Genomic DNA, 19,317 nt, shown 5'->3' with positions numbered 1-19,317 from the left:
CAAAAAAGCCGCATATCAATGCGGCTTTTTCTTTTGGTCTTCGGGGTGAAAACCTAAATTGGTGTTGTCTTATAAGCTGTTAGGCTTAACGACTTGCTGATTTGATGCGACATCATCTGCGGCAATCAATAGCGTGGCTTCTTGCAGCACTTCTTGGTGCATTTTATTCATTGCAGCGGTTAAGTCTGCAGTGATACTGGCTTGTAAGTCGCTAGTATCGATGACGATTTCGTCAACGAGTACATTAGCACTGGCATTTAAGCTGAGTGCTGAAATTATCGCTAACGCAAACGCTGATTTTAAATTAAACATAGTCGCCTCCGGGCTGACAAATTAACGCTGTCAGACATTCCCATCACCAACTTTGAGATTGTCCAACTAGGGTGTTTCATAGATATAAGTGTTTCGTGGATACCGCTGTTTCAATGGCGCAAAATTTAACCAAAATCACTGGCCTTTACAAACGATTAAATGTAACAATACGGATTAGAAAAACTAATTAAAAAACGAGACTGAGATCACTATGTCCAGACGATTACCACCGCTTAATGCGGTTAAAGCATTTGAGGCAGCCGCGCGGCATTTGAGCTTTACGCGCGCAGCAGAAGAATTGTTTGTTACGCAGGCTGCGGTGAGCCATCAAATAAAGGCATTAGAAGATTTCCTCGGATTAAAATTATTTCGCCGAAAGAACCGTTCTTTGCTTTTAACTGAAGAAGGGCAGAGCTACTTCCTCGACATCAAAGACATCTTTATTCAACTCGCCGATGCTACCGACCGATTACTCGCCCGCAGCGCGATTGGTTCGCTGACGGTCAGTATGTCGCCCAGTTTTGCAATTCAATGGTTAGTGCCGCGTTTGGCAAAGTTCAGTGAGAAAAATCCCGATATCGACGTGCGTATTAAAGCCGTCGATACCGAAGCGAGCTCATTAACCGATGATGTGGATGTCGCCATTTATTATGGTCTAGGCAATTGGCCTGGCTTACGTGCCGATAAGCTCAGAAACGAAGTGCTCATTCCTGTGTGTTCGCCCATGTTGCTCAACGGCCCTAAGCCGTTGTCAAAACCGAGCGATTTAAAATATCACACGCTATTACATGATATGAATCGTCATGATTGGCAGGCGTGGTTTAGACAATGTGGGATTAACGATATTAATGTGAACCAAGGCCCAATTTTCAGTCATTCGTCCTTGGTATTGCAGGCGGCGGCCCATGGTCAAGGCGTGGCTTTAGGTTACAGCGTACTGGCGCGTCCCGATATAAAAGCGGGGCGTCTCGTGTGTCCATTCCAAGAAGTCTTGGTCAGTAAAGATGCTTACTACTTGGTTTGCCAGCAGAATCACGCTGAACTTGGTAAGGTCGTCGCGTTTCGCGAATGGATGTTAGATATGTTTGCTGAGGAGTCGCGCAGTGAGTTGTTGCCCGGATAAGCCAAGTTTTGTGTTAGAGGGTGAGCCTGCGAGCACAATGATTTTATTAGCCCACGGCGCGGGCGCTAACATGGGCTCTGAGTTTATGCAGGCCATGTCGGCGGGGCTTGTGGCTAAGGGCTGCCAAGTGATGCGCTTTAATTTTCCCTATATGCAGGCCAATGCCGTCGATGGCAAACGGCGTCCACCGGACCGCGCGCCTAAATTGCTCGCGTGTTTTACACAGATGCTCGATATCGCCCATTCACAACCTAAGGTCGAGCGTGTCGTACTGATGGGTAAATCTATGGGCGGGCGTATGGCGGCGTTATTAGCCTGCGATCCCGCGTTAGCTTCGCGCATCGATAGGGTGATTTGTTTAGGTTATCCCTTTGTGCCACTTAAAGGCGGCGAGCCTAGATTGGAACCTTTGAATGAATGCCAAGTCCCAGTATTAGTCGTACAGGGCGAGCGGGATAAGTTCGGTGGCAAAGAGCAGATCCCAAATTGGCCTTTGAAAGCTGAGATAGGATTGGCTTGGATAACCGACGGCGATCATAGTTTTGTCCCAAGAAAGTCGTCAGGCACCACTGAAGCCGCTAACCTTGCACGTGCCATTGATTTATCTAGCGATTTTATTGGTTAGCTTAATGTTGAGCGAATGAATGTTGAATGAGTTAAGCCCATTCCAGCAGGAGAGTTAAATGCGTAAAGGTCTATTGTTACTCGCCGCCGTGAGCGGATTTTTAGCCGTCGCCTTAGGGGCTTTTGGTGCCCATGGTTTAAAAGCAGTCGCACCACCGGATTTGATTGACGTGTTTAATCTTGGGGTGCAATACCATTTCTACCATACCTTCGCCTTAATCATGGTTGCCTTTTCGGGCCAATGGTTAACCTCACGTTTATTGGACTGGTCAGCATATTTGTTTATTGCAGGCATAGTGTTGTTTTCTGGCTCGTTATACGGACTGGCATTGTTCGGCACTAAGTGGCTTGGCCCTGTTACGCCGATGGGCGGTGGGTGTTTCTTACTCGGCTGGTTATTATTTGCCGCTGCGGTATGGCGCCATAAAGTGATTGACGGTCACGAGTCTTAATCTCGAACGTCAATGTTAGTTACCAGGCTTAGGGCACACCTAAGCCTTTTTTATTTCTCCAATCGCAATTCAAAGTTCCGCAAGTAGGCAAATAGGGCATTTGTGGATTGAAATTGGTATACTGACGCCCAAATCGATAGTCAGCCAATGCTTTGGCTTGGATTTCTCAGGGATCCCCATGAAAAACCTATTTTTATTTTGCCGCGCAGGCTTTGAAAAAGAATGCGCTGCAGAAATCCAACAGCGAGCCGGTGAGCTCAATGTGGGTGGCTTTGTTAAGGCCAACAATAACGACGCCTATGTCGTGTACCAATGTTTTGAAGATGACGCCGCAGATACGTTAGTGAAACAACTGCCTTTAGATTCGCTCATTTTCGCTCGCCAGATGTTTGCTGCCAGCGACTTATTAGTCGACTTGCCTGAAAACGACAGAATTAGCCCAATCGTGGCGGCACTCAGTGAAGTCAGCAAAGCGGGTGAAGTGCGGGTTGAAACGCCAGATACTAACGAAGCGAAAGAGCTATCGGCTTTTTGCCGTAAGTTCACTGTGCCTTTACGCCAGCATTTAAAAAAATCCGGCAGTTTGCTCGCGCAGGAAAATCCAAAACGTCCGATTATCCACGTGTGTTTTATCGGACCCGGCCGTGCCTATGTGGGTTATTCCTACAGCAATAACAGCTCGCCACACTTTATGGGTATTCCACGTCTGAAAATGGCGGCGGATGCTCCGAGTCGTTCTAGCCTGAAACTCGATGAAGCCTTTGGCCAATTCGTGCCTAAGGAAGAGCAAGAAGAGCGTATTCGCAGTGGCATGAACTCAGTGGATTTGGGCGCTTGCCCAGGTGGCTGGACTTATCAACTGGTGCGTCGCGGCATGTTTGTGTCGGCTGTCGATAATGGTCCCATGGATGAGAAACTCATGGAAACGGGCCAAGTGAAGCATTACCGTGAAGACGGTTTCCGTTTCGAACCACAGCGCAAAAATATCTATTGGCTCGTGTGCGACATGGTTGAGAAACCAGCGCGCGTAGCTGAACTGATTGAAGCTTGGGCGATTAACGGTTGGTTTAAGGAAGCGATTTTCAACCTTAAATTACCGATGAAGAGCCGCTATAAAGAAGTCACTGCCATTCTTGAGACCATGCAGACCATTCTTAAAGAGAACGGCGTGACCGATTTTAAAGTGCAGTGTAAGCATCTTTATCACGATCGTGATGAAGTGACTGTGCATTTATGGCTACGTCCTAATACTGCGTGGAATTAATTCCAGTGCTAACCTGCGTTGATCTTGCTGTCGCAATCACGCTAATCGTTAGGCGGCTTTAAAAACTACGCAAGTTTAAAGCTACGCAGTTTTAAAGTCATGCAGGTTTAAAAGCCAGATAACAAAAAGCCCCAAAGGAAACTTCGGGGCTTTTTCGTATTTACTCATTTGAGTTTCAAGCGCTTGCTTCTTTTAAGCTTTTGCTTGAACAAGCGCGTTATAGACTCGCCTTAAACGCGCTCAGCATTGAGATCACAGACGCTCAAGAACCGCTTGAGTGAAGTCAGTCGTGCCGTGAGTGCCGCCTAAATCGCGAGTGGTACGGTCGCCTTCTTCGATCACTGCAGATACCGCTTTACGGATTTGCTCAGCTTTGTCAGCCATACCTAAATATTCCAGCATCTGGATAGAGGCTAAAATTACTGAGGTTGGGTTCGCGAGGTTTTTACCAGCGATATCCGGTGCACTACCGTGAACGGCTTCGAAAATCGCAGCATCACGGCCAATGTTTGCGCCTGGTGCCATACCTAAACCACCGACTAAACCGGCACATAGATCCGATAAAATGTCACCGAACAGGTTGGTCGTTACGATCACATCGAAGTTTTCTGGGTTCATCACTAACTTCATGCACGTTGCATCGACGATCATTTCTTCAGTCTTGATGTCTGGGTAACGTAGGCTCACTTCACGGGCCACTTTCAGGAACAGGCCTGATGTTGACTTCATGATGTTGGCTTTGTGCACGATAGTGACTTTCTTACGGTTTTCTTTGCGAGCTAGTTCGTAGGCAAAAGTGGCGATTTGCTCGGCACCTTGGCGAGTCACGATACTGGTCGCTTCTGCCGTCAAACCATCTTCAGACACTTTTTGGCCATAGCCAGAATACATGCCTTCAGTGTTTTCGCGCACAGTGATGATATCGATATTTTCGTAACGAGCTTGAGTGCCTTTGAAAGAAATCACTGGGCGTACGTTAGCGTACAGGCCGAATTTTTTACGTAAAGTCACGTTGATAGAGGTAAAGCCTTCACCTACTGGCGTCGTCAGTGGACCTTTCAGTGTGATACGGTTTTTTTCGATTAATTCTAAGGTGCGCGGTGGCAGTAACTCGCCTTGCTTTTCGAGTGCAGTCAGGCCGGCATCGGCAAATTCATATTCAAAATCACAGCCCGCTTTATCGAGAATTTTTAAGGCTGAATCAATAATACTTGGGCCAATTCCATCACCTGGAATTACGGTTATCGTTCTTTTTGACATGGAGAAGTCCTTCCACGGTTCGTCGTTACTGCAATTGTCTGCCCCAGCGTTAACTGGATAGCAGGACTATGAATTTGGTATTTTTTCTGCCTATTATTTTAACCATCTTTGGTCAAACTTCACAGGAAATAGTGAGCAATATCACGATTTTTTATGTGGTATAACTTGTAAAAATACTGGGTTCTCACCATGATGGAGAGCCAATGGTTAAAAAAGTCTACTTTAGTCTAACAAATATATAAAAGAGGAAGACATTGAAGTTAATCCCTATCACATCTCTGGTGCTGTTATCCCTTGGAATATTGCCTGCAGTGCAGGCTGAAACCAGCACTAAACCGCTCACCCTCACAGACATCATGCACTTTGAGTCCCTTGAAAAACCGGTTATCGCAGATAAGGGCCAAGTTATCGCGGTCGAGTCTGCGCCCGATCGCGGGGATAGTCACGTCATTGTGAAAAATGTGCTGTCGCAGCAAAGTTATCAAATTGCGGGTGGGTCAGATCCTTTAGTGAGTCACGATGGACGCTTTGTGGCTGTGGTGGTCAAACCGAGTTTGCTCACGCGTGAAACGAGTGACGCCAAGGCGAAGAAAAAACTCAAATCTGACATGGTATTACTCGATACCCAAACGGGCACTCAAACCCGCTTTGAGCGCGTGAAGGAATTTGTGTTCAGTGATGACGGTAAACATTTGGCAATGTGGTTTGAGGCCGATGAAGAGTCTAAAAAAGATGCTGAGCCTAAAGCCATCGAAAAACTCGCTGAAGCCGGCACACAAACTCCTGCGAAAGCCGATAAGCCAAAGGTTGATAAGTTTGACCAAGGCCGCCGTTTTACTTTGCTTAGTTTAGACGGTCAAACTAAGCGCATCGATGTTGAGCAAGTGACAGGTTATGTGTTTGATAAGGCGAGCCATCGACTTGCGTTAGCGGTGAACGATATCGCCAATAAACAGCATCAATTGCAGTTAGTGGATTTACGTACCCACCAAAAAACCGTTGTCTTCGACTCGCCTAGCCAACAGGTTGGTGCGTTAGCGCTGGCTAAAAATAGTCGTTGGCTAGCGTTTACGCAGGGCAAAGATAGCGAGTTACCCTATGGTCGCAGCTATCAGTTATCGTTGGTCGATTTGCAATCGGGTAAAATCAGCAAAACTCCTGAGTCACCTGAGTGGAAACTTAATCGCTACACAAGTTTAAGCTTCTCATTGGATAGCGAACGGCTGTTCTTCGGCCGCGTGCCAGAGGTGAGCCAGCAGCTTAGTTTGCAGAAAATCACCGAAGAAAAAGACCTGTTCGATGCCGATATTGTTACTGGACAGCGCGGGCTTAAGGTGTGGCATGGTAACGACCCACGGATTAAACCTCACGAAATCAAGCAATATGAGGATGAGCAAAAACGCACTTACCTTGCGGTATTGCATTTAGGCTCAAATAACGTGGTGCAGCTTGGCGATAAAACTGTTCCAGATGTGACCATTTCACAACATAAGCGCTTTATGTTGGCGAGTTCAGATTTGCCCTATCGCAAGATGGCGACGTGGGCGGGCTTCTATCAAGACTATTATCTGGTCGACATTAACACTGGCAGTAAGGTGCCTTTTTTGACTCAGCAGCCGAGCGATGCCGAGCCAAGTTTGTCGGGTAACGGCAAGTATGTAGCTTATTATCAGCAAGGTAATGTGTATCTTTATGATATTGCTGAGGCTCATCGCACTAACCTGACAAGATCATTAAAGGTCAGCTTTGCCGATGAAGACCATGACTATCCATCGAGTGCGCCGGGATACGGTTTTGGCCCTTGGCTGAAAGATGACGCTGGGTTCTTGGTTTACGATAAATACGATGTCTGGCAGTTTAATACTGAATCTAAGGCGGGTTTTGCCTTAACCGCAGGTAAAGGGCGCACCCAGAAAATTCAATATCGTCTTGAGGGCTTAGTCGATAATCCCGATGAACCGACTGAGCTTGCCTATAACGCCACTGTGTTACTCCACGGTTATAGCGATAAAACTAAGGCCGATGGCTTCTACCAAGCGACGCTCGGCGCAGCGGGCGTGAAAACGCTGATGCAAGGCGAGTATAAGTTGATTGTGTTAGGACGCAGTAAAGACGCAGACACTATCGTGTTTTCTAAGGAGCGTTTCGACTTATTCCCCGACTTGTATACCGCTAACTATAGCGCCCCGCAAAATGCGCTTAAGCAAACGGATTTAGATAAGCAACGCCAAGCGTTTAACTGGAGCAAAGCCGAGTTAGTTCACTGGACGAATGGCGATGGTAAGCCATTAGATGGCGTGCTGATCAAGCCGACCAATTATCAAGTGGGTCAGCGCGTTCCTGTGTTGGTTTATTACTATCGCTTTATGACGGATAGACTGCACGCCTTCCCGCAGATGAACATTAACCACAGACCTAATTTTGCTTGGTATATCAACAATGGCTATGCGGTGTTCCTGCCTGATATTCGCTTTGAAATTGGTTACCCCGGCGCGAGTTCGGTGCAAGCGCTCACCTCAGGCGTGCAAAAGCTGATTGAGATGGGTATTGCCGATCCCGATGCTATTGGTCTGCAAGGTCATTCTTGGAGTGGTTATCAAACGGCGTTTGCCATCACTCAAACTAAGATGTTTAAGGCGGCGGTCGCGGGTGCGCCGGTATCGAACATGACCAGCGCCTACAGTGGCATTCGCCATGGTACGGGTATTGCGCGTCAGTTCCAGTATGAAACGGGACAGAGCCGTATTGGCGCGAGTTTATTTGCCGCGCCACAAAAGTACATTGAAAACTCACCAGTATTTTACGCTGACCGTATTCAAACGCCTTTGATGATCATGTTTGGTGATAAGGACGATGCGGTGCCTTGGGAACAAGGTGTTGAAATGTACTTGGCCATGCGCCGTGCGGGTAAAGATGTGGTGTTCTTACAATATGAGGATGAGCCGCATCACTTGAAAAAGTACCCGAATAAGCTCGATTACAGCATTCGCATGATGCAGTATTTCGACCATTATCTGAAGGGTAAACCCGCGCCAGAATGGCTCAGCAAAGGCGAAGCCTATGTCGAGTACAAGGCTGATGATGAATAAGTGACTGGTTTAGCTTATTGCTATCGCACTGAGTGACCTAGGTATGCTGTCACTAAGACGTTCAGTTGGTTAATTATGAAAATAAAAACGCCACCGATTAGGTGGCGTTTTTATTTAGTTGTCAGTCGTATTTATTTACTGCTCAATGTCTCGTGGGCGGAAGTGAGCACAGTGTCTGTGCCCGCATCGAGGTATTGCTTATAGGTATCTTGGCCCCAAGCAATCAACTTATCATTTTCAAAAATAAGCGGGGTACATTCCTCTTTGGTCGTCACACCGTCTGATTTCTCATGGTGAGTGCGATAAAAGAGCACCTGTAACTTGGCTTCCTTGACGGCTTTTGCCTCTGAAAAGTCGGCCTTACCGAGCAATTCTTTTACTGAACCGATATTTTGCCCTAAGGTTAAATCGTTTATCTTCTGGCTGTTATAAGCCTGTCTGTCCTCCCAATTCATGTCTTCTGGCGTTGGTTCATAAACCAGTACAACCACAGCGACAAAGGCGACGTAGGCGGCAAAAATACTACCAATAATTACTGAAACTTTTGATTTCATTTATAGTTATTCCTTTACCTCATTAAATGAGTCACTTAAGCACGTCCATAAAATACGCTTTTGTTGCGCTAAGGTAAATGCGTTAATTGCAACTTTGTATTAACAGAAGTTTAGTCTTGATTGATGGTTTTTTCAGGTGGGGAGTCAATCACGCGAAAGTCTTTCAAGTTGATATTGAGTGGCAGGTCTGTTTGTAACTGCGCCAGCTTATAGCTCAGCCTTGCCATCTCTTTGCCTTCAGCGAGCTTCTTCGCTTGCTTAGCGCCTAGGTTAGATAAGGAGGAGAACAAGGTCGGTAAGCTTCTAAAGGTTTTCAATAACTCGGCTGCCGACTTAGGGCCTATGCCCGCAATACCAGGAATTTTATTACCGCTGTCGCCCGCTAATGCCATCAAGTCGAGAAACTGGCTGCGCTCAACACCCAGTTTTTGTTCTAACGCCGCAATATCGAGGTACTGCTGATTAAAGTGATCCCATTGACTGATTTGGCGATGATTAAGCTGACTAAAACCTTTGTCGGTGGACACAATTATGGCTTCACCTTGCGCTTTGGCGGTTTTTATCGCCAGTGTCGCAATCACATCATCGGCCTCCGCGGCGGCATAAATAGAGCCAATGTGCATTGCGGTTAAATGGTCTTGCAGCGCAACTAAACCCTGCGCCAGTGGTTCTGGCATAGGTTTACGGCCTTTTTTGTAATCGGGATAAAGCTGTTTACGCCATGAGATTTCATCACCGTCCCACACGATAGCCACATGGGTAGGGCGATGCACCCGCAGCAGTTTAGTGCACGCCGAACTGACGCGCTCTGTGAGGCTTTGCATATCTGTTTCATCGGGGATCGCCGCGTAGATGCGGCGAACCAAGTTGAGACCATCGATGATTAAAAACTTGTTCATGGGGTGTCGTTGTTTCGCTCTCTATTTCACTATTTGGTAGCAAGGAATATAAGCGCTTCCGGGAAGCTTCATTCTCTGCTGTTGCACAAATGCACTCAAGAGCTTATCCATCATATCCATGAGTTTAGGATCGCCCTTCAATTGGAAGGGACCATCGCGCTCTATGTGCTTGATTGTTTCCGACTTGACGTTACCCGCCACTATACCCGAAAACGCTTTGCGCAGGTTGGCGGCAAGCTCGGCTTTATTGGTTTGGAAGTGCAAATCCAAGTTTGCCATCACCTCGTGGCTCGGGACAAAAGGTAACTGGAATTCAGATTCAATCTTCAGTGCCCACTGATATTGGTAAGCATCACCCGTTGAGCGGCGATAGGCTTTAACCTGCTCCATGCTTTTCTTCATGATACGCGCCACTTCAGTGGGATTATCTATGATGATTTGGTACTTCTTCTGAGCTTCTGGGCCCAAGGTTGAGGCAATAAACTCATCAATCTTAATGAAGTAATCGGCGCTTTCCGTGGGGCCTGTGAGGATCAGCGGGAAAGGGGTTTCTTGATTTTCTTCGTTGAGTAAGATACCCAAGATATAGAGCAACTCTTCCGCCGTGCCAGCACCACCTGGGAAGATAATAATGCCGTGACCTAAACGCACGAAGGCTTCGAGGCGTTTTTCAATATCGGGTAAAATCACCAGTTCATTGACGATTTGATTCGGTGGCTCGGCGGCAATAATACTCGGCTCAGTTAAACCAATATAACGGGCATTTTTAATCCTTTGTTTGGCATGACCTATAGCCGCGCCTTTCATCGGGCCTTCCATCGCGCCAGGACCACAGCCAGTACAAATGTCCAATTCCCTCAGGCCAAGTTGATAACCTACCTCGCGGGTATATTGGTATTCGATGGCATTAATACTGTGCCCGCCCCAACAGACGACGACGTTAGGGTCTTTCATGGGGGCAATCGCCCGCGCGTTACGCAAAATATCAAATACCACATTGGTGATATGGTGGGCGTTGGTCAGATTAATGTGTTTGAGCGAGTCGTATCTGTCGCTGATGTAAAGGATGTCGCGTAAGACTGAGAACAGATGTTCTTGAATGCCGGTGATTATTTGGCCATCGACAAAAGCTTGTTCAGGGGGATTGACCAATTCTAATTTAACACCGCGTTCCCGCTGCAGGACGTGGATGTCGAAATCATGGTATTGCTCGAATAGGGCTTTAGAGTTGTCGGTTTTTAAACCCGCAGCAAGTACTGCTAAGGAGCAGTTGCGGTACAGTTGATATAGTGCGCTTTTGGCACTTTTTTTGAGGCGATCAACTTCAAGTTGCGAAAGCTGATCCATGCTGCCCTTAGGGCTGACTTTTACTATCATTTATCACTCCTTCGTCATGACAGGAGTGATTAGAGGAGACGTATAGTGGGGCTCAATTATACGTCAATCACAACCCTGTCTCTGCTTTCGTGTTTCGCTTTATAGAGTGCTGCATCGGCGCGTTCGAAGGTCTCATGTATGAGCTCACTTCCCATAACTTGCGCAGCCCCTATAGATACTGTAACTGTAATTCTCTGATTTTTAAATTTAAATGGAATATTTTTTACTTTCTCGCGCACTCTGTTTAAAAGTTGAGCGATATCAGCAGGTGCGACATCAGGTAATAACAGGACAAATTCTTCGCCGCCATAACGGGCCACAAATTCGGTATCTCGTAGTGAGTTTTTCAATGCCATTGCAATCACCTGCAAGGTTTTATCACCCGTGCTATGGCCAAAGCTGTCGTTGATGGTTTTGAAGTGGTCAATATCGGCAACCGCCACCCAAAGTGGAGATTTATGCCGTTGATAGTTGCGGTATTCCAAATCCATGCGCTCTTCTAACGCGGCACGGTTAGGCAATTGAGTTAAGCTATCGAGCAAGTTGAGTTTTTGTTGTTCAAACAATCGCTCTTTGTAGGTATTGGCCTCGTTACTTAATTCATTAAGCTCTTTGCGCATTGTTTCCATTGATTTACGCAGTAAGGCCTGTTCTCTTTGCTCTAAGGCTTCTTTACGGGCCAATGCCGAACGAATGGAGTTAAGTTGCTCAGTTAATTGGGCTTTAAGATCGACGACATCTTCGACATCGATAATGATTTCACCGGCGTTATCGACGCGGGTGTTGATCTCACGATTTAACTGGGTCTTGAGTTGGAAGCTGCGTTGATTGTGGTTGTAAGATTCACTGACCACTTCACGCACTGCGGCTAAGGCATCGTTTAGAGCAAACAAAAACTCTTGCGATGCCGATTTCTCGCGGGCGATGTTATCAAGCAATAACGCTAAAATGGTTTGGTAGGCTTCGAGCAAGCTGTCTACTTCAATCTCAGAAGAGAGCACTTCTTTGATCACTAAGACTTGGTCACGCTGATCTTTACGAAACTCGATTTCCGAAATCATCTGCGCCAGCTCATGGGCTAGCTGCCTGTGTTTTGGCAAGACATCGAGTTTTTCAGATTCGTTAAATTGTAGCTGTAATATGGTTTCGTAGAAGCCGATGATTTGCTTAACTTTAGGAATATATTCCCAAACTGTGTGGAAAGGTTTAGCCAGATCTTGTTTGAAGTAATTGACTTCTTTTTTGAGTTTTTCAGGTGCAGAGTTAACGCGTTGGATCTGACGGATCACCTGTGACAAACCCGCACGACTCTCTTCGAGTTGTACCATCACATGGTGATATTGGCCTTTTAACAGGCGCTCGACATCGACTAATTCTGGCAACTCCTCATCGACTCGCTCAAACGTATTTAAGTTATGGCGAAGTTTGGCGAGTTTATTATCTAGCTCAAGATTTTGCCCTTTACAGGCGAGGCTTAAGTGACCAATAAATTGCAGTAATGTCTGTAACTTTGCGTTTCTGTCTTCATTGACTTCATCGAGGGCTAGTTTGGCCGAATGAAGTTTCTGTTGCAGCAAGGCAAGTTGTGAAACGGTAGCGCTCGAATCCTTCATTCTGAGTGTTGTCCTAACTCTGCAAGGCTAAAAAACATGACGATCCAATGTCCAGATTAGCTGTTAACTCATATGATACTAATGTTATAACACTGGGCGTAGAGTGCAAATGCGATTTACCTATGACTCTGTGATTAATTGCTGATATTGATCAAATATTTTCCAGTAATTGCCTATCTTGGTTATTTTCCCAGCAAGGCCAGCGAACATCCTCTTTATTTCCATTGGTATCTAATCTGATTAACCCGCGCTCAATGCCTTTTTCAAGGTGTAAAAATAACGGATTGGCAAATAAGCTTAGAGGGACAAAATCGAGTGCTCTGAGGGCGACAAAATAATCGTTATTGCCCTCTAAACTGCGGGCACAGGCGAGCGCCATCTGCACGGTTTCGAACTTTAATTTCGCGGCCATTTTGATTTCTGATTTCGCTAACAGTGGCAAGTTGGCAAAACCAAGACGGAAATAATGGACGATGTGCTGTTGGTCGAGTTTTTGGCGTATCTGACTGAGCACGTGCGTTGGCTCAACGGCCTGGGTGAAACGCACTGCAAATACCCCTTGGCGTATCACATACACAGGTGCTGCGAGCGCATCGGTTAGATGAGTGGCCAGTTGCGCCGTTACTGCATCACTAAAATATTGGCCATAGTCGAGATCGGTCGTGAGCTGGGCGGGGAAGGCGATAATCCCTAGGGCAGTCGTCGCCGCTTGAGTTTGATTATAGCTTAAGTGCGCTAATAGCGCCGCATAGCCTAAGTTATGGGTGAAGGGCTCCTGTAGGCTCAGTTGGGTTAATGCGGCGTTTATTGCCGAGATTTTGCGGCGATGATGCAACATATACGCAATCACCAGAAGTAAGAGTCCGGCAATCAGGCAGCAGATGAGCAGTAGCGTGTGGGTGCTGTTGCTTTCCTTCACTGTCTCGGCAAGTTTTCCCTGAACCATGTTGAGCTCAAGTTTGAGCTGTTGCTCCGCAAGGGCTGAGGTCGACACTGGTGAGTCTTTCTCTTTCTCTGCAAGGGTGTTACCTAGCTCTATGATACGGGTTTGGGCATCGATGGTTTTGGTTAATTCCCCTAATTTTTGCGACGCCGAGGCAATCAGTGTGAGGGCAGCTTTTTGTTCATTGACGAGTTTTAAGTCGATAGCCAATGCCAATGCGATGTCGGCATGGGTCATCATTAGCGGCCAATCTTGGTTGGTTTGTGCGATTTCGCCAATTAAGAGTTCGTTATAAACCTGATAGTGATGGCTTTGTTTTTCTTTGAATATTTGATTGGCCATCAGTAAATATTTTAGGGCGTTAACATTGTCATTAATATTTGAGTAGGCTTGCCCAAGATTGTGGAAATTAAGGCCTTGGGCAATATAGTTACCGCGTTTGGCATCTAATTGCTGGGCATTAAGGTAGTAATCAATCGCTTTATTCCAATCCCCTTGTTCGCCATACACCATAGCGATTACTGTCATACAGCTTGAAAGATAGGTGTCATTGCCCATTTTTTTAAAACCGGCAGCGGCTTCGTGGGCATTTTTAAGGGCTTCATCCCACTGCTTTAAATCGCGATATACCTTAGAAAGTTGTAATTGCAGATTGGTTTTCATCGCCGGGTAATTAGAACGATTGGAGATCCGAATCGCTTCACTGTAATGCTGCAATGATTTGGTGAGCTGCTGATTAAAATTGTAATAGAACCCCAGTCTTGCTTCAGCCGCCGCGATTAAGTAATCGTTTCTGAGCTTATAAGCAATGTCGCGGTATGTATGGAAGTGCATCAACGCCGGTACTTCTTGGCGGATCAATAAATGTAAGCCGCCTAAGTGCTCATGAATATTGTGCTTAAGAATCAATGCTTCGATGTCATAACTGTCGTTAATGCGGGTGAGCGCTTCATTATATAGGCCAATCGCTTCTTGATATTTCTGTTCGGTACGGCCAAGGTAACGACCATTCAACATGGCGACCATAGCAAGTTCGTAGGGCGATTGCGCCGCAGTAGATAAGAGTTCAATCAAGCTTTTTGCGTCTTGAAAACCGACCTTAGTTTTCACGTTCGGCTCCATATTCAGCCGAGTCAGCAGATACAAAATCTGTTCAAATTCGATTGGGCTGTAGCCTTGTTCTTGGGCTGCACGCTCAAATTGGTCACGGTTTTGGAACGCAAGGGGGAAGGAAATGGATTTGTTGAGCACATCATACATTTGCTGTGGCGATTCTCTTAACTCCACCTCATCAGCTTCGAGATCTCGGCTTTGAACGCTAAAAGGTAGTGACAGCAACAAAGTAAATAAAATAACCGTGAGTTTTTGCATTTGAACTGTGATTCCTCATTCCTTAAGTCAAGGAACTTATTTTGTTAGCTTTTGTTAGCGCCTAATGAGGATGCTACATCGACTTGTTATACTTGGAAAAATCATAAGAAGCATAATAACAGAAGGAAGCAAGAGTGAAACCCAACAGATTATCAATCTTGATATTAAGTGCATTATTTTCTGGCCAAGTATTGGCCGAGGTGAAATATCAAATCGACCTCGTTAAACCCGAGCATCATATCGCTCAAGTGAATGTGACTTTTCCTGAAGTGAAGACCAGCGATTTTACGGTCAATCTGCCAGTGTGGCGTACGGGTAAATATCAAGTATTGCCTTTGGCTGACGGTGTGCGTTTATTTAGCGCTAAAGACAATCAAGGTCATGAACTCCCATGGAAACGTACGGCGAGCGGTGAATGGCAAGTCGCGCTCACGCAGCCAACCAGCGTGACGGTTAGTTATCAGTTGTATGCTAATGAATTAGGCCAAAGGGTTCGCCATATTGATGCGAGCCACGCGTATTTAGATGCCAGCGGCGTGTTCATGTATAGCCCGCAATTTCGCTCTGAGCCTGTATCGGTTCAATTGAACGTTCCTGAAACGTGGCAAAGTTACTCCGGTATGGCTTCTGGCACGCCAGCGCATTCTTTTATCGCACAAAATTACGATGTGTTAATTGATTCCCCTATCGAAACCGGTGTGAGTACTCATAAGCAATTTAGTGCTAATGGCAAAAACTATGAGTTAGTATTTTGGGGTGAAGGTAACTATGACGCCGATAAAGTCGTTAAGGATTTAACGGCATTAAGTGGTCAAGCAAAGGCGATTTGGGATGATTATCCCTTTGATCGTTATGTGTATATGGTGCACGCCACTAGCGGCACCAGTGGCGCGACAGAACATTTAAATTCTACGGTTATCCAATTGCCGCGTTTTAGTTTTCGTGAACGCAAGGATTACCTGCGCTTTATTAGCACTGCATCCCATGAGTTTATCCATACTTGGAACGTAAAGGCTTATCGTCCTGCGGGACTCGTGCCCTACGATTATCAACATGAAAACATGACGGAATTACTGTGGATGGCCGAAGGCTCTACCAGTTATTTCCAAGGTCAGTTACTGCTGCGTGCTGGGGTGATGACGCCTAAAGAGTTCCTCGAAGACTTAGCTAAACGCGTGGAGAAAAACCAGCTTACTCCAGGGCGTGAAACCCAATCAGTCGCCGAGGCGAGTGCTGGAGAGTGGAGCAGTACGGGCGGCGATTATGCGCTTAATCACAGTGTGAATATTTATTCTGAGGGTTACTTAACCTCTTTGGCGTTAGATTTCTCGCTGCTGCAGGATACGAAACTCAAGCATTCATACCGCGATGTGCATCGCCGTTTATATCAAGATCACCGTGTGCCAAAGGGCTATGGGGTTAGTGATGTGCAGCATATCCTAAAGGATTTATCCGGCAAAGATTATGCGCCTTGGTGGCAGGCAAACGTGAATAGCCCGATGAGTTTAGATTTCCCTGAGTTGTTATCGCAGGCTGGGTTAGTTTTGTCCTATGGTAAAGATTCAAAAGCCCAGGCATTTGCCGGCATGACGTTAAGCAGCGTCCATGGCTCTTTAGTGTTAGAGCAAGTGCTGCGTAATGGCCCTGCATGGCAAGCGGGGATTGTTGCGGGGGATGAAGTATTAGCGATTAATGGTCTTAAGGTGACGGCTGCAGGTTTTGATAAGCGCATAAACGACTTTAAGGCTGGCGATAGCATTGAAGTAACATCATTCAGCAACGATAAAATCAAGCAAGTTAAGCTCACCCTTAGTGAACAGCAAAGCGGTAAGCTAGTGTTTAAGGGCGATGCGAAAGCGACTAAACAGCAAAAAGCCTTCTTCAAGGCTTGGTTAGGCATTGATTGGCCGTTTGATAATAAAGGTGGGTTAGTGTCTAAAACCAATGACTAAAGCTAAGGGTATTCGACTTGCGATTAAGCCGAATGCCTTAATCTTAGGCGTTTAGTAGATATAAAAAAGGCGCACCCTCATTTAGAAGTTGCGCCTTTTGTTATTTCAACTCGCTCATCCGAGAAGAATATGAGTGAGTCGCTAATTTAGTTTAGATTTAGTTCAGCTTAAACTTGCGCTTCTTCGAGTCCACCAAGTGCAGCCACGAGCGCATGCATCAAGGCGACTAACTCGCTGCCCATTAAGGCAAAGTCTGCATCTAAACGTGCCATAGGGTCATCAGTGCCGACTTCATCGTTACCTGCTCTAAATTCTTCTGAGAATTTAAGGCGTTTAACGCTGGCATCCGATTGTAATAATAGTGCAATCGATTGGCCGAAATGCAGTGCTAACTTGTGGACTTGCTTGCCTGTTGCGAGGTGAGCTAATACTTCGTCTTCTTTTAAATCCTGCTGCTTGAAACGCACAATACCACCTTCATCCGCTTCGGATTTAAGTTCAGCTTCATCTTGCATTTCAAAAGGTAATGGCGCGCTGCCAAGTTTTAACCATTCGGTTAAATTGGATTCGACTGGCGCTTTAAAGCTCAATGGGATCACTGGCAGACTACCGAGTGCTTTGCGTAGGAGTGCTAACAACTCTTCGGCCTTAGTGGCGCTTGAACTGTCGACAAGGATCATTTCCAGTTCTGGCAATATCAGTGCGTGAGTCTGGCTGCGGCGTGAGAAAGCGCGTGGCAGTAAACTTGTGATGATTTCATCTTTTAGCGCATCTTTTTCTTTTTTCGCCATCTTACGATTTTCTTCATCTTCAATGAGGGCGACTTTTTCTTCTAGGGCTTCTTTGACGACTTGGCCTGGGAGGATTTTCTCTTCTTTAGTCACACAGATCAGATGGCGATTGTCGGCGCTGTGTACCAAAGAACTGCCTTTTTTGCCTAACGCATTTGAGAAACCAAATTTACTGACATCTTGGCTTGAGCACGGGGAGAAAGTGAAATCGGCCAACGCAGTTTCTAGCGCTTCGGTTTCGACGGCAAAAGGTTTATTGAAACGATAAAGAGTAAGATTTTTAAACCACATAAGAGGCGCTCATTGAAAATTAAAGTGGCAGTTTACGGCATAGTTTGGGCGGGGTAAACCTGTGTTCGACAGCTAATTTCTAGTGGCTAATCAGAATTCATTAAACTGTAACATAAGAATTAACTCGGCTGTAGGCCCCATCTTTACTGGGTTTAGCACCAAGCTTAGCGTCAGCTTTTTTACCTTGCGCACTAAACAGTCACAATTGAAATAAAACTGAAACACATTCATTGCACACTTTCGGTCGTTCCAAACCAATAACCAAGACGAACATAACGTCGAAAGGATTAAATGATGAACGTTTTTTGTAAAACTCTACTTGCTTCTGCGCTAGCTTCTGCAACTCTGGCTTCAGCTTATGCCGCTGAGCCACTGACTGTTTATGGTAAGTTGAATGTCACCGCTCAATCAAATGATGAGAAAGGTGATGCTACAACAACTATTCAAAGTAATGCTTCTCGTTTTGGTGTGAAGGGTAATTTCGAACTGTCTAGCTCGCTGGAAGCGTTCTACACAGTTGAATACGAAGTTGATACAGGTGCTGCGACTAGCGACAACTTTAAAGCTCGTAACCAATTTGTTGGCCTAAAAGGCGCATTCGGTTCGTTCTCAGTTGGTCGTAACGACACGCTGTTAAAAATCTCTCAAGGTAACGTTGACCAATTCAACGATTTATCTGGCGACTTAAAAAGCCTGTTCAAAGGCGACAACCGTTTAGGTCAAACTGCGACTTACTTATCTCCATCAATCAGCGGTTTTGTATTCGGTGCGACTTATGCTGCTGAAGGTGATGCTGACCAACAGGGTCAAGATGGTTTCAGCTTAGCCGCTATGTACGGTGACGCTAAACTGAAAAAATCACCTATCTATGCTGCTATAGCTTATGACTCAGATGTGAAAGGTTATGAAATCCTGCGTGCATCGGTTCAAGGTAAAATCGCTAATTTAACTTTAGGCGGTATGTACCAACAACAGGAAGAAACTTATAAAAACGCGCTGCCTGTAACGACCGATAGCGTTAATGGTTACCTGTTCAGTGCCGCTTACGATATCGATGCTGTTACTTTGAAAGCACAATATCAAGACATGGAAGACAAAGGTGATTCATGGTCAGTAGGTGCTGATTATGCACTGGCTAAACCTACTAAAGTCTTCGCTTTCTACACCAATCGTTCGTTAGAAGCGTCTACTGATGATGACAAATATATCGGTGTTGGCTTAGAACACAAATTCTAAATCCAGTATTAAGATTCAATTAAGGAGGCATATTGCCTCCTTTTTTATTGCTATAAACAAACAGTTATATAAACTTATTATGACAAATATTACTACTATATGGCTCAAACGGCGTGCTAATTCATAAATCTGTAATAAAAATGACTAATAATAGCCGTGTTGACAT

General features: G+C 45.7%; 15 protein-coding genes. 7 read left to right on the top strand and 8 right to left on the bottom strand.

Features of this window, described 5'->3' with window-relative positions; translation table 11 throughout:
* Positions 1–69 precede the first annotated feature (69 nt).
* The gene (locus tag Q4Q52_RS06635; protein WP_006080888.1) at positions 70–312 is read right to left on the bottom strand and encodes a hypothetical protein; all 243 of its coding nucleotides are present in this window, start codon (positions 310–312) and stop codon (positions 70–72) included.
* 211 nt (positions 313–523) lie between these two features.
* Between Q4Q52_RS06635 and Q4Q52_RS06630 the strand changes: the two genes are divergently transcribed.
* From Q4Q52_RS06630 to rlmM, 4 genes are all read left to right on the top strand, one after another.
* A complete protein-coding gene (locus Q4Q52_RS06630; protein WP_006080889.1) occupies positions 524–1,435 on the top strand; it encodes a transcriptional regulator GcvA in 912 nt (303 codons plus the stop codon).
* The gene (locus tag Q4Q52_RS06625) at positions 1,416–2,060 is read left to right on the top strand and encodes an alpha/beta family hydrolase (RefSeq protein ID WP_311904993.1); all 645 of its coding nucleotides are present in this window, start codon (positions 1,416–1,418) and stop codon (positions 2,058–2,060) included. The genes Q4Q52_RS06630 and Q4Q52_RS06625 overlap by 20 nt, the downstream gene beginning before the upstream one ends.
* Before the next feature lie 58 nt (positions 2,061–2,118).
* The gene (locus Q4Q52_RS06620) at positions 2,119–2,511 is read left to right on the top strand and encodes a DUF423 domain-containing protein (RefSeq protein WP_006080891.1); all 393 of its coding nucleotides are present in this window, start codon (positions 2,119–2,121) and stop codon (positions 2,509–2,511) included.
* A gap of 178 nt (positions 2,512–2,689) precedes the next feature.
* Entirely contained in the window at positions 2,690–3,775 is a 1,086-nt protein-coding gene (gene rlmM, locus Q4Q52_RS06615) for a 23S rRNA (cytidine(2498)-2'-O)-methyltransferase RlmM (RefSeq protein WP_006085158.1), read from the top strand.
* A gap of 252 nt (positions 3,776–4,027) precedes the next feature.
* On the opposite strand, the gene Q4Q52_RS06610 is transcribed toward rlmM, so the two are convergent.
* Positions 4,028–5,035 (bottom strand): isocitrate dehydrogenase, encoded by a 1,008-nt coding sequence (locus Q4Q52_RS06610; RefSeq protein WP_006080893.1) that lies wholly within the window; start codon positions 5,033–5,035, stop codon positions 4,028–4,030.
* Positions 5,036–5,289: 254 nt separating this feature from the next.
* On the opposite strand from Q4Q52_RS06610, the gene Q4Q52_RS06605 reads away from it, so the two are divergent.
* A complete protein-coding gene (locus Q4Q52_RS06605) occupies positions 5,290–8,124 on the top strand; it encodes a prolyl oligopeptidase family serine peptidase (protein ID WP_311990148.1) in 2,835 nt (944 codons plus the stop codon).
* Between the two features lie 131 nt (positions 8,125–8,255).
* On the opposite strand, the gene Q4Q52_RS06600 is transcribed toward Q4Q52_RS06605, so the two are convergent.
* The 5 genes from Q4Q52_RS06600 to Q4Q52_RS06580 form a co-directional block, all read right to left on the bottom strand.
* Positions 8,256–8,678, bottom strand: a complete 423-nt coding sequence (locus Q4Q52_RS06600) for a DUF3192 domain-containing protein (RefSeq protein ID WP_311990147.1) — start codon at positions 8,676–8,678, stop codon at positions 8,256–8,258.
* A gap of 110 nt (positions 8,679–8,788) precedes the next feature.
* On the bottom strand, positions 8,789–9,577 hold the full coding sequence (xni, locus tag Q4Q52_RS06595; RefSeq protein WP_071939126.1) for a flap endonuclease Xni: 789 nt from the start codon (positions 9,575–9,577) through the stop codon (positions 8,789–8,791).
* A 21-nt stretch (positions 9,578–9,598) separates the two neighbouring features.
* Complete coding sequence (ppnN, locus tag Q4Q52_RS06590) at positions 9,599–10,954, bottom strand: nucleotide 5'-monophosphate nucleosidase PpnN (RefSeq protein ID WP_300480011.1); 1,356 nt, start codon at positions 10,952–10,954, stop codon at positions 9,599–9,601.
* A gap of 56 nt (positions 10,955–11,010) precedes the next feature.
* Complete coding sequence (locus Q4Q52_RS06585; RefSeq protein ID WP_311990146.1) at positions 11,011–12,567, bottom strand: diguanylate cyclase; 1,557 nt, start codon at positions 12,565–12,567, stop codon at positions 11,011–11,013.
* A 151-nt stretch (positions 12,568–12,718) separates the two neighbouring features.
* Positions 12,719–14,881: a tetratricopeptide repeat protein gene (locus tag Q4Q52_RS06580; RefSeq protein WP_311990145.1), complete on the bottom strand. Its 2,163-nt coding sequence runs from the start codon at positions 14,879–14,881 to the stop codon at positions 12,719–12,721.
* A gap of 134 nt (positions 14,882–15,015) precedes the next feature.
* On the opposite strand from Q4Q52_RS06580, the gene Q4Q52_RS06575 reads away from it, so the two are divergent.
* Complete coding sequence (locus Q4Q52_RS06575) at positions 15,016–16,833, top strand: PDZ domain-containing protein (RefSeq protein WP_311990144.1); 1,818 nt, start codon at positions 15,016–15,018, stop codon at positions 16,831–16,833.
* 167 nt (positions 16,834–17,000) lie between these two features.
* Here the strand turns inward: Q4Q52_RS06575 and rdgC are convergent, their stop codons facing one another.
* On the bottom strand, positions 17,001–17,915 hold the full coding sequence (rdgC, locus tag Q4Q52_RS06570) for a recombination-associated protein RdgC (protein WP_006085165.1): 915 nt from the start codon (positions 17,913–17,915) through the stop codon (positions 17,001–17,003).
* 291 nt (positions 17,916–18,206) lie between these two features.
* On the opposite strand from rdgC, the gene Q4Q52_RS06565 reads away from it, so the two are divergent.
* Entirely contained in the window at positions 18,207–19,151 is a 945-nt protein-coding gene (locus Q4Q52_RS06565) for a porin (RefSeq protein ID WP_012088673.1), read from the top strand.
* Positions 19,152–19,317: the final 166 nt, after the last annotated feature.

This window comes from Shewanella sp. SP1S2-4 (genome assembly GCF_031932075.1).
GTDB lineage: Bacteria > Pseudomonadota > Gammaproteobacteria > Enterobacterales > Shewanellaceae > Shewanella > Shewanella baltica.
The sequence above is the reverse complement of the archived record's forward strand: the minus strand, read 5'-3'. Positions and strand labels throughout refer to the sequence as shown.

What these genes read in the sequence shown, in the direction of transcription:
- Q4Q52_RS06580 (WP_311990145.1), bottom strand. Translation starts at nt 14,881, where the DNA reads ATGCAAAAACTCACGGTTATTTTATTTACTTTGTTGCTGTCACTACCT.
- Q4Q52_RS06610 (WP_006080893.1), bottom strand. Translation starts at nt 5,035, where the DNA reads ATGTCAAAAAGAACGATAACCGTAATTCCAGGTGATGGAATTGGCCCA.
- Q4Q52_RS06630 (WP_006080889.1), top strand. Translation starts at nt 524, where the DNA reads ATGTCCAGACGATTACCACCGCTTAATGCGGTTAAAGCATTTGAGGCA.
- Q4Q52_RS06585 (WP_311990146.1), bottom strand. Translation starts at nt 12,567, where the DNA reads ATGAAGGATTCGAGCGCTACCGTTTCACAACTTGCCTTGCTGCAACAG.
- ppnN (WP_300480011.1), bottom strand. Translation starts at nt 10,954, where the DNA reads ATGATAGTAAAAGTCAGCCCTAAGGGCAGCATGGATCAGCTTTCGCAA.
- Q4Q52_RS06635 (WP_006080888.1), bottom strand. Translation starts at nt 312, where the DNA reads ATGTTTAATTTAAAATCAGCGTTTGCGTTAGCGATAATTTCAGCACTC.
- rlmM (WP_006085158.1), top strand. Translation starts at nt 2,690, where the DNA reads ATGAAAAACCTATTTTTATTTTGCCGCGCAGGCTTTGAAAAAGAATGC.
- xni (WP_071939126.1), bottom strand. Translation starts at nt 9,577, where the DNA reads ATGAACAAGTTTTTAATCATCGATGGTCTCAACTTGGTTCGCCGCATC.
- Q4Q52_RS06565 (WP_012088673.1), top strand. Translation starts at nt 18,207, where the DNA reads ATGATGAACGTTTTTTGTAAAACTCTACTTGCTTCTGCGCTAGCTTCT.
- rdgC (WP_006085165.1), bottom strand. Translation starts at nt 17,915, where the DNA reads ATGTGGTTTAAAAATCTTACTCTTTATCGTTTCAATAAACCTTTTGCC.
- Q4Q52_RS06620 (WP_006080891.1), top strand. Translation starts at nt 2,119, where the DNA reads ATGCGTAAAGGTCTATTGTTACTCGCCGCCGTGAGCGGATTTTTAGCC.
- Q4Q52_RS06600 (WP_311990147.1), bottom strand. Translation starts at nt 8,678, where the DNA reads ATGAAATCAAAAGTTTCAGTAATTATTGGTAGTATTTTTGCCGCCTAC.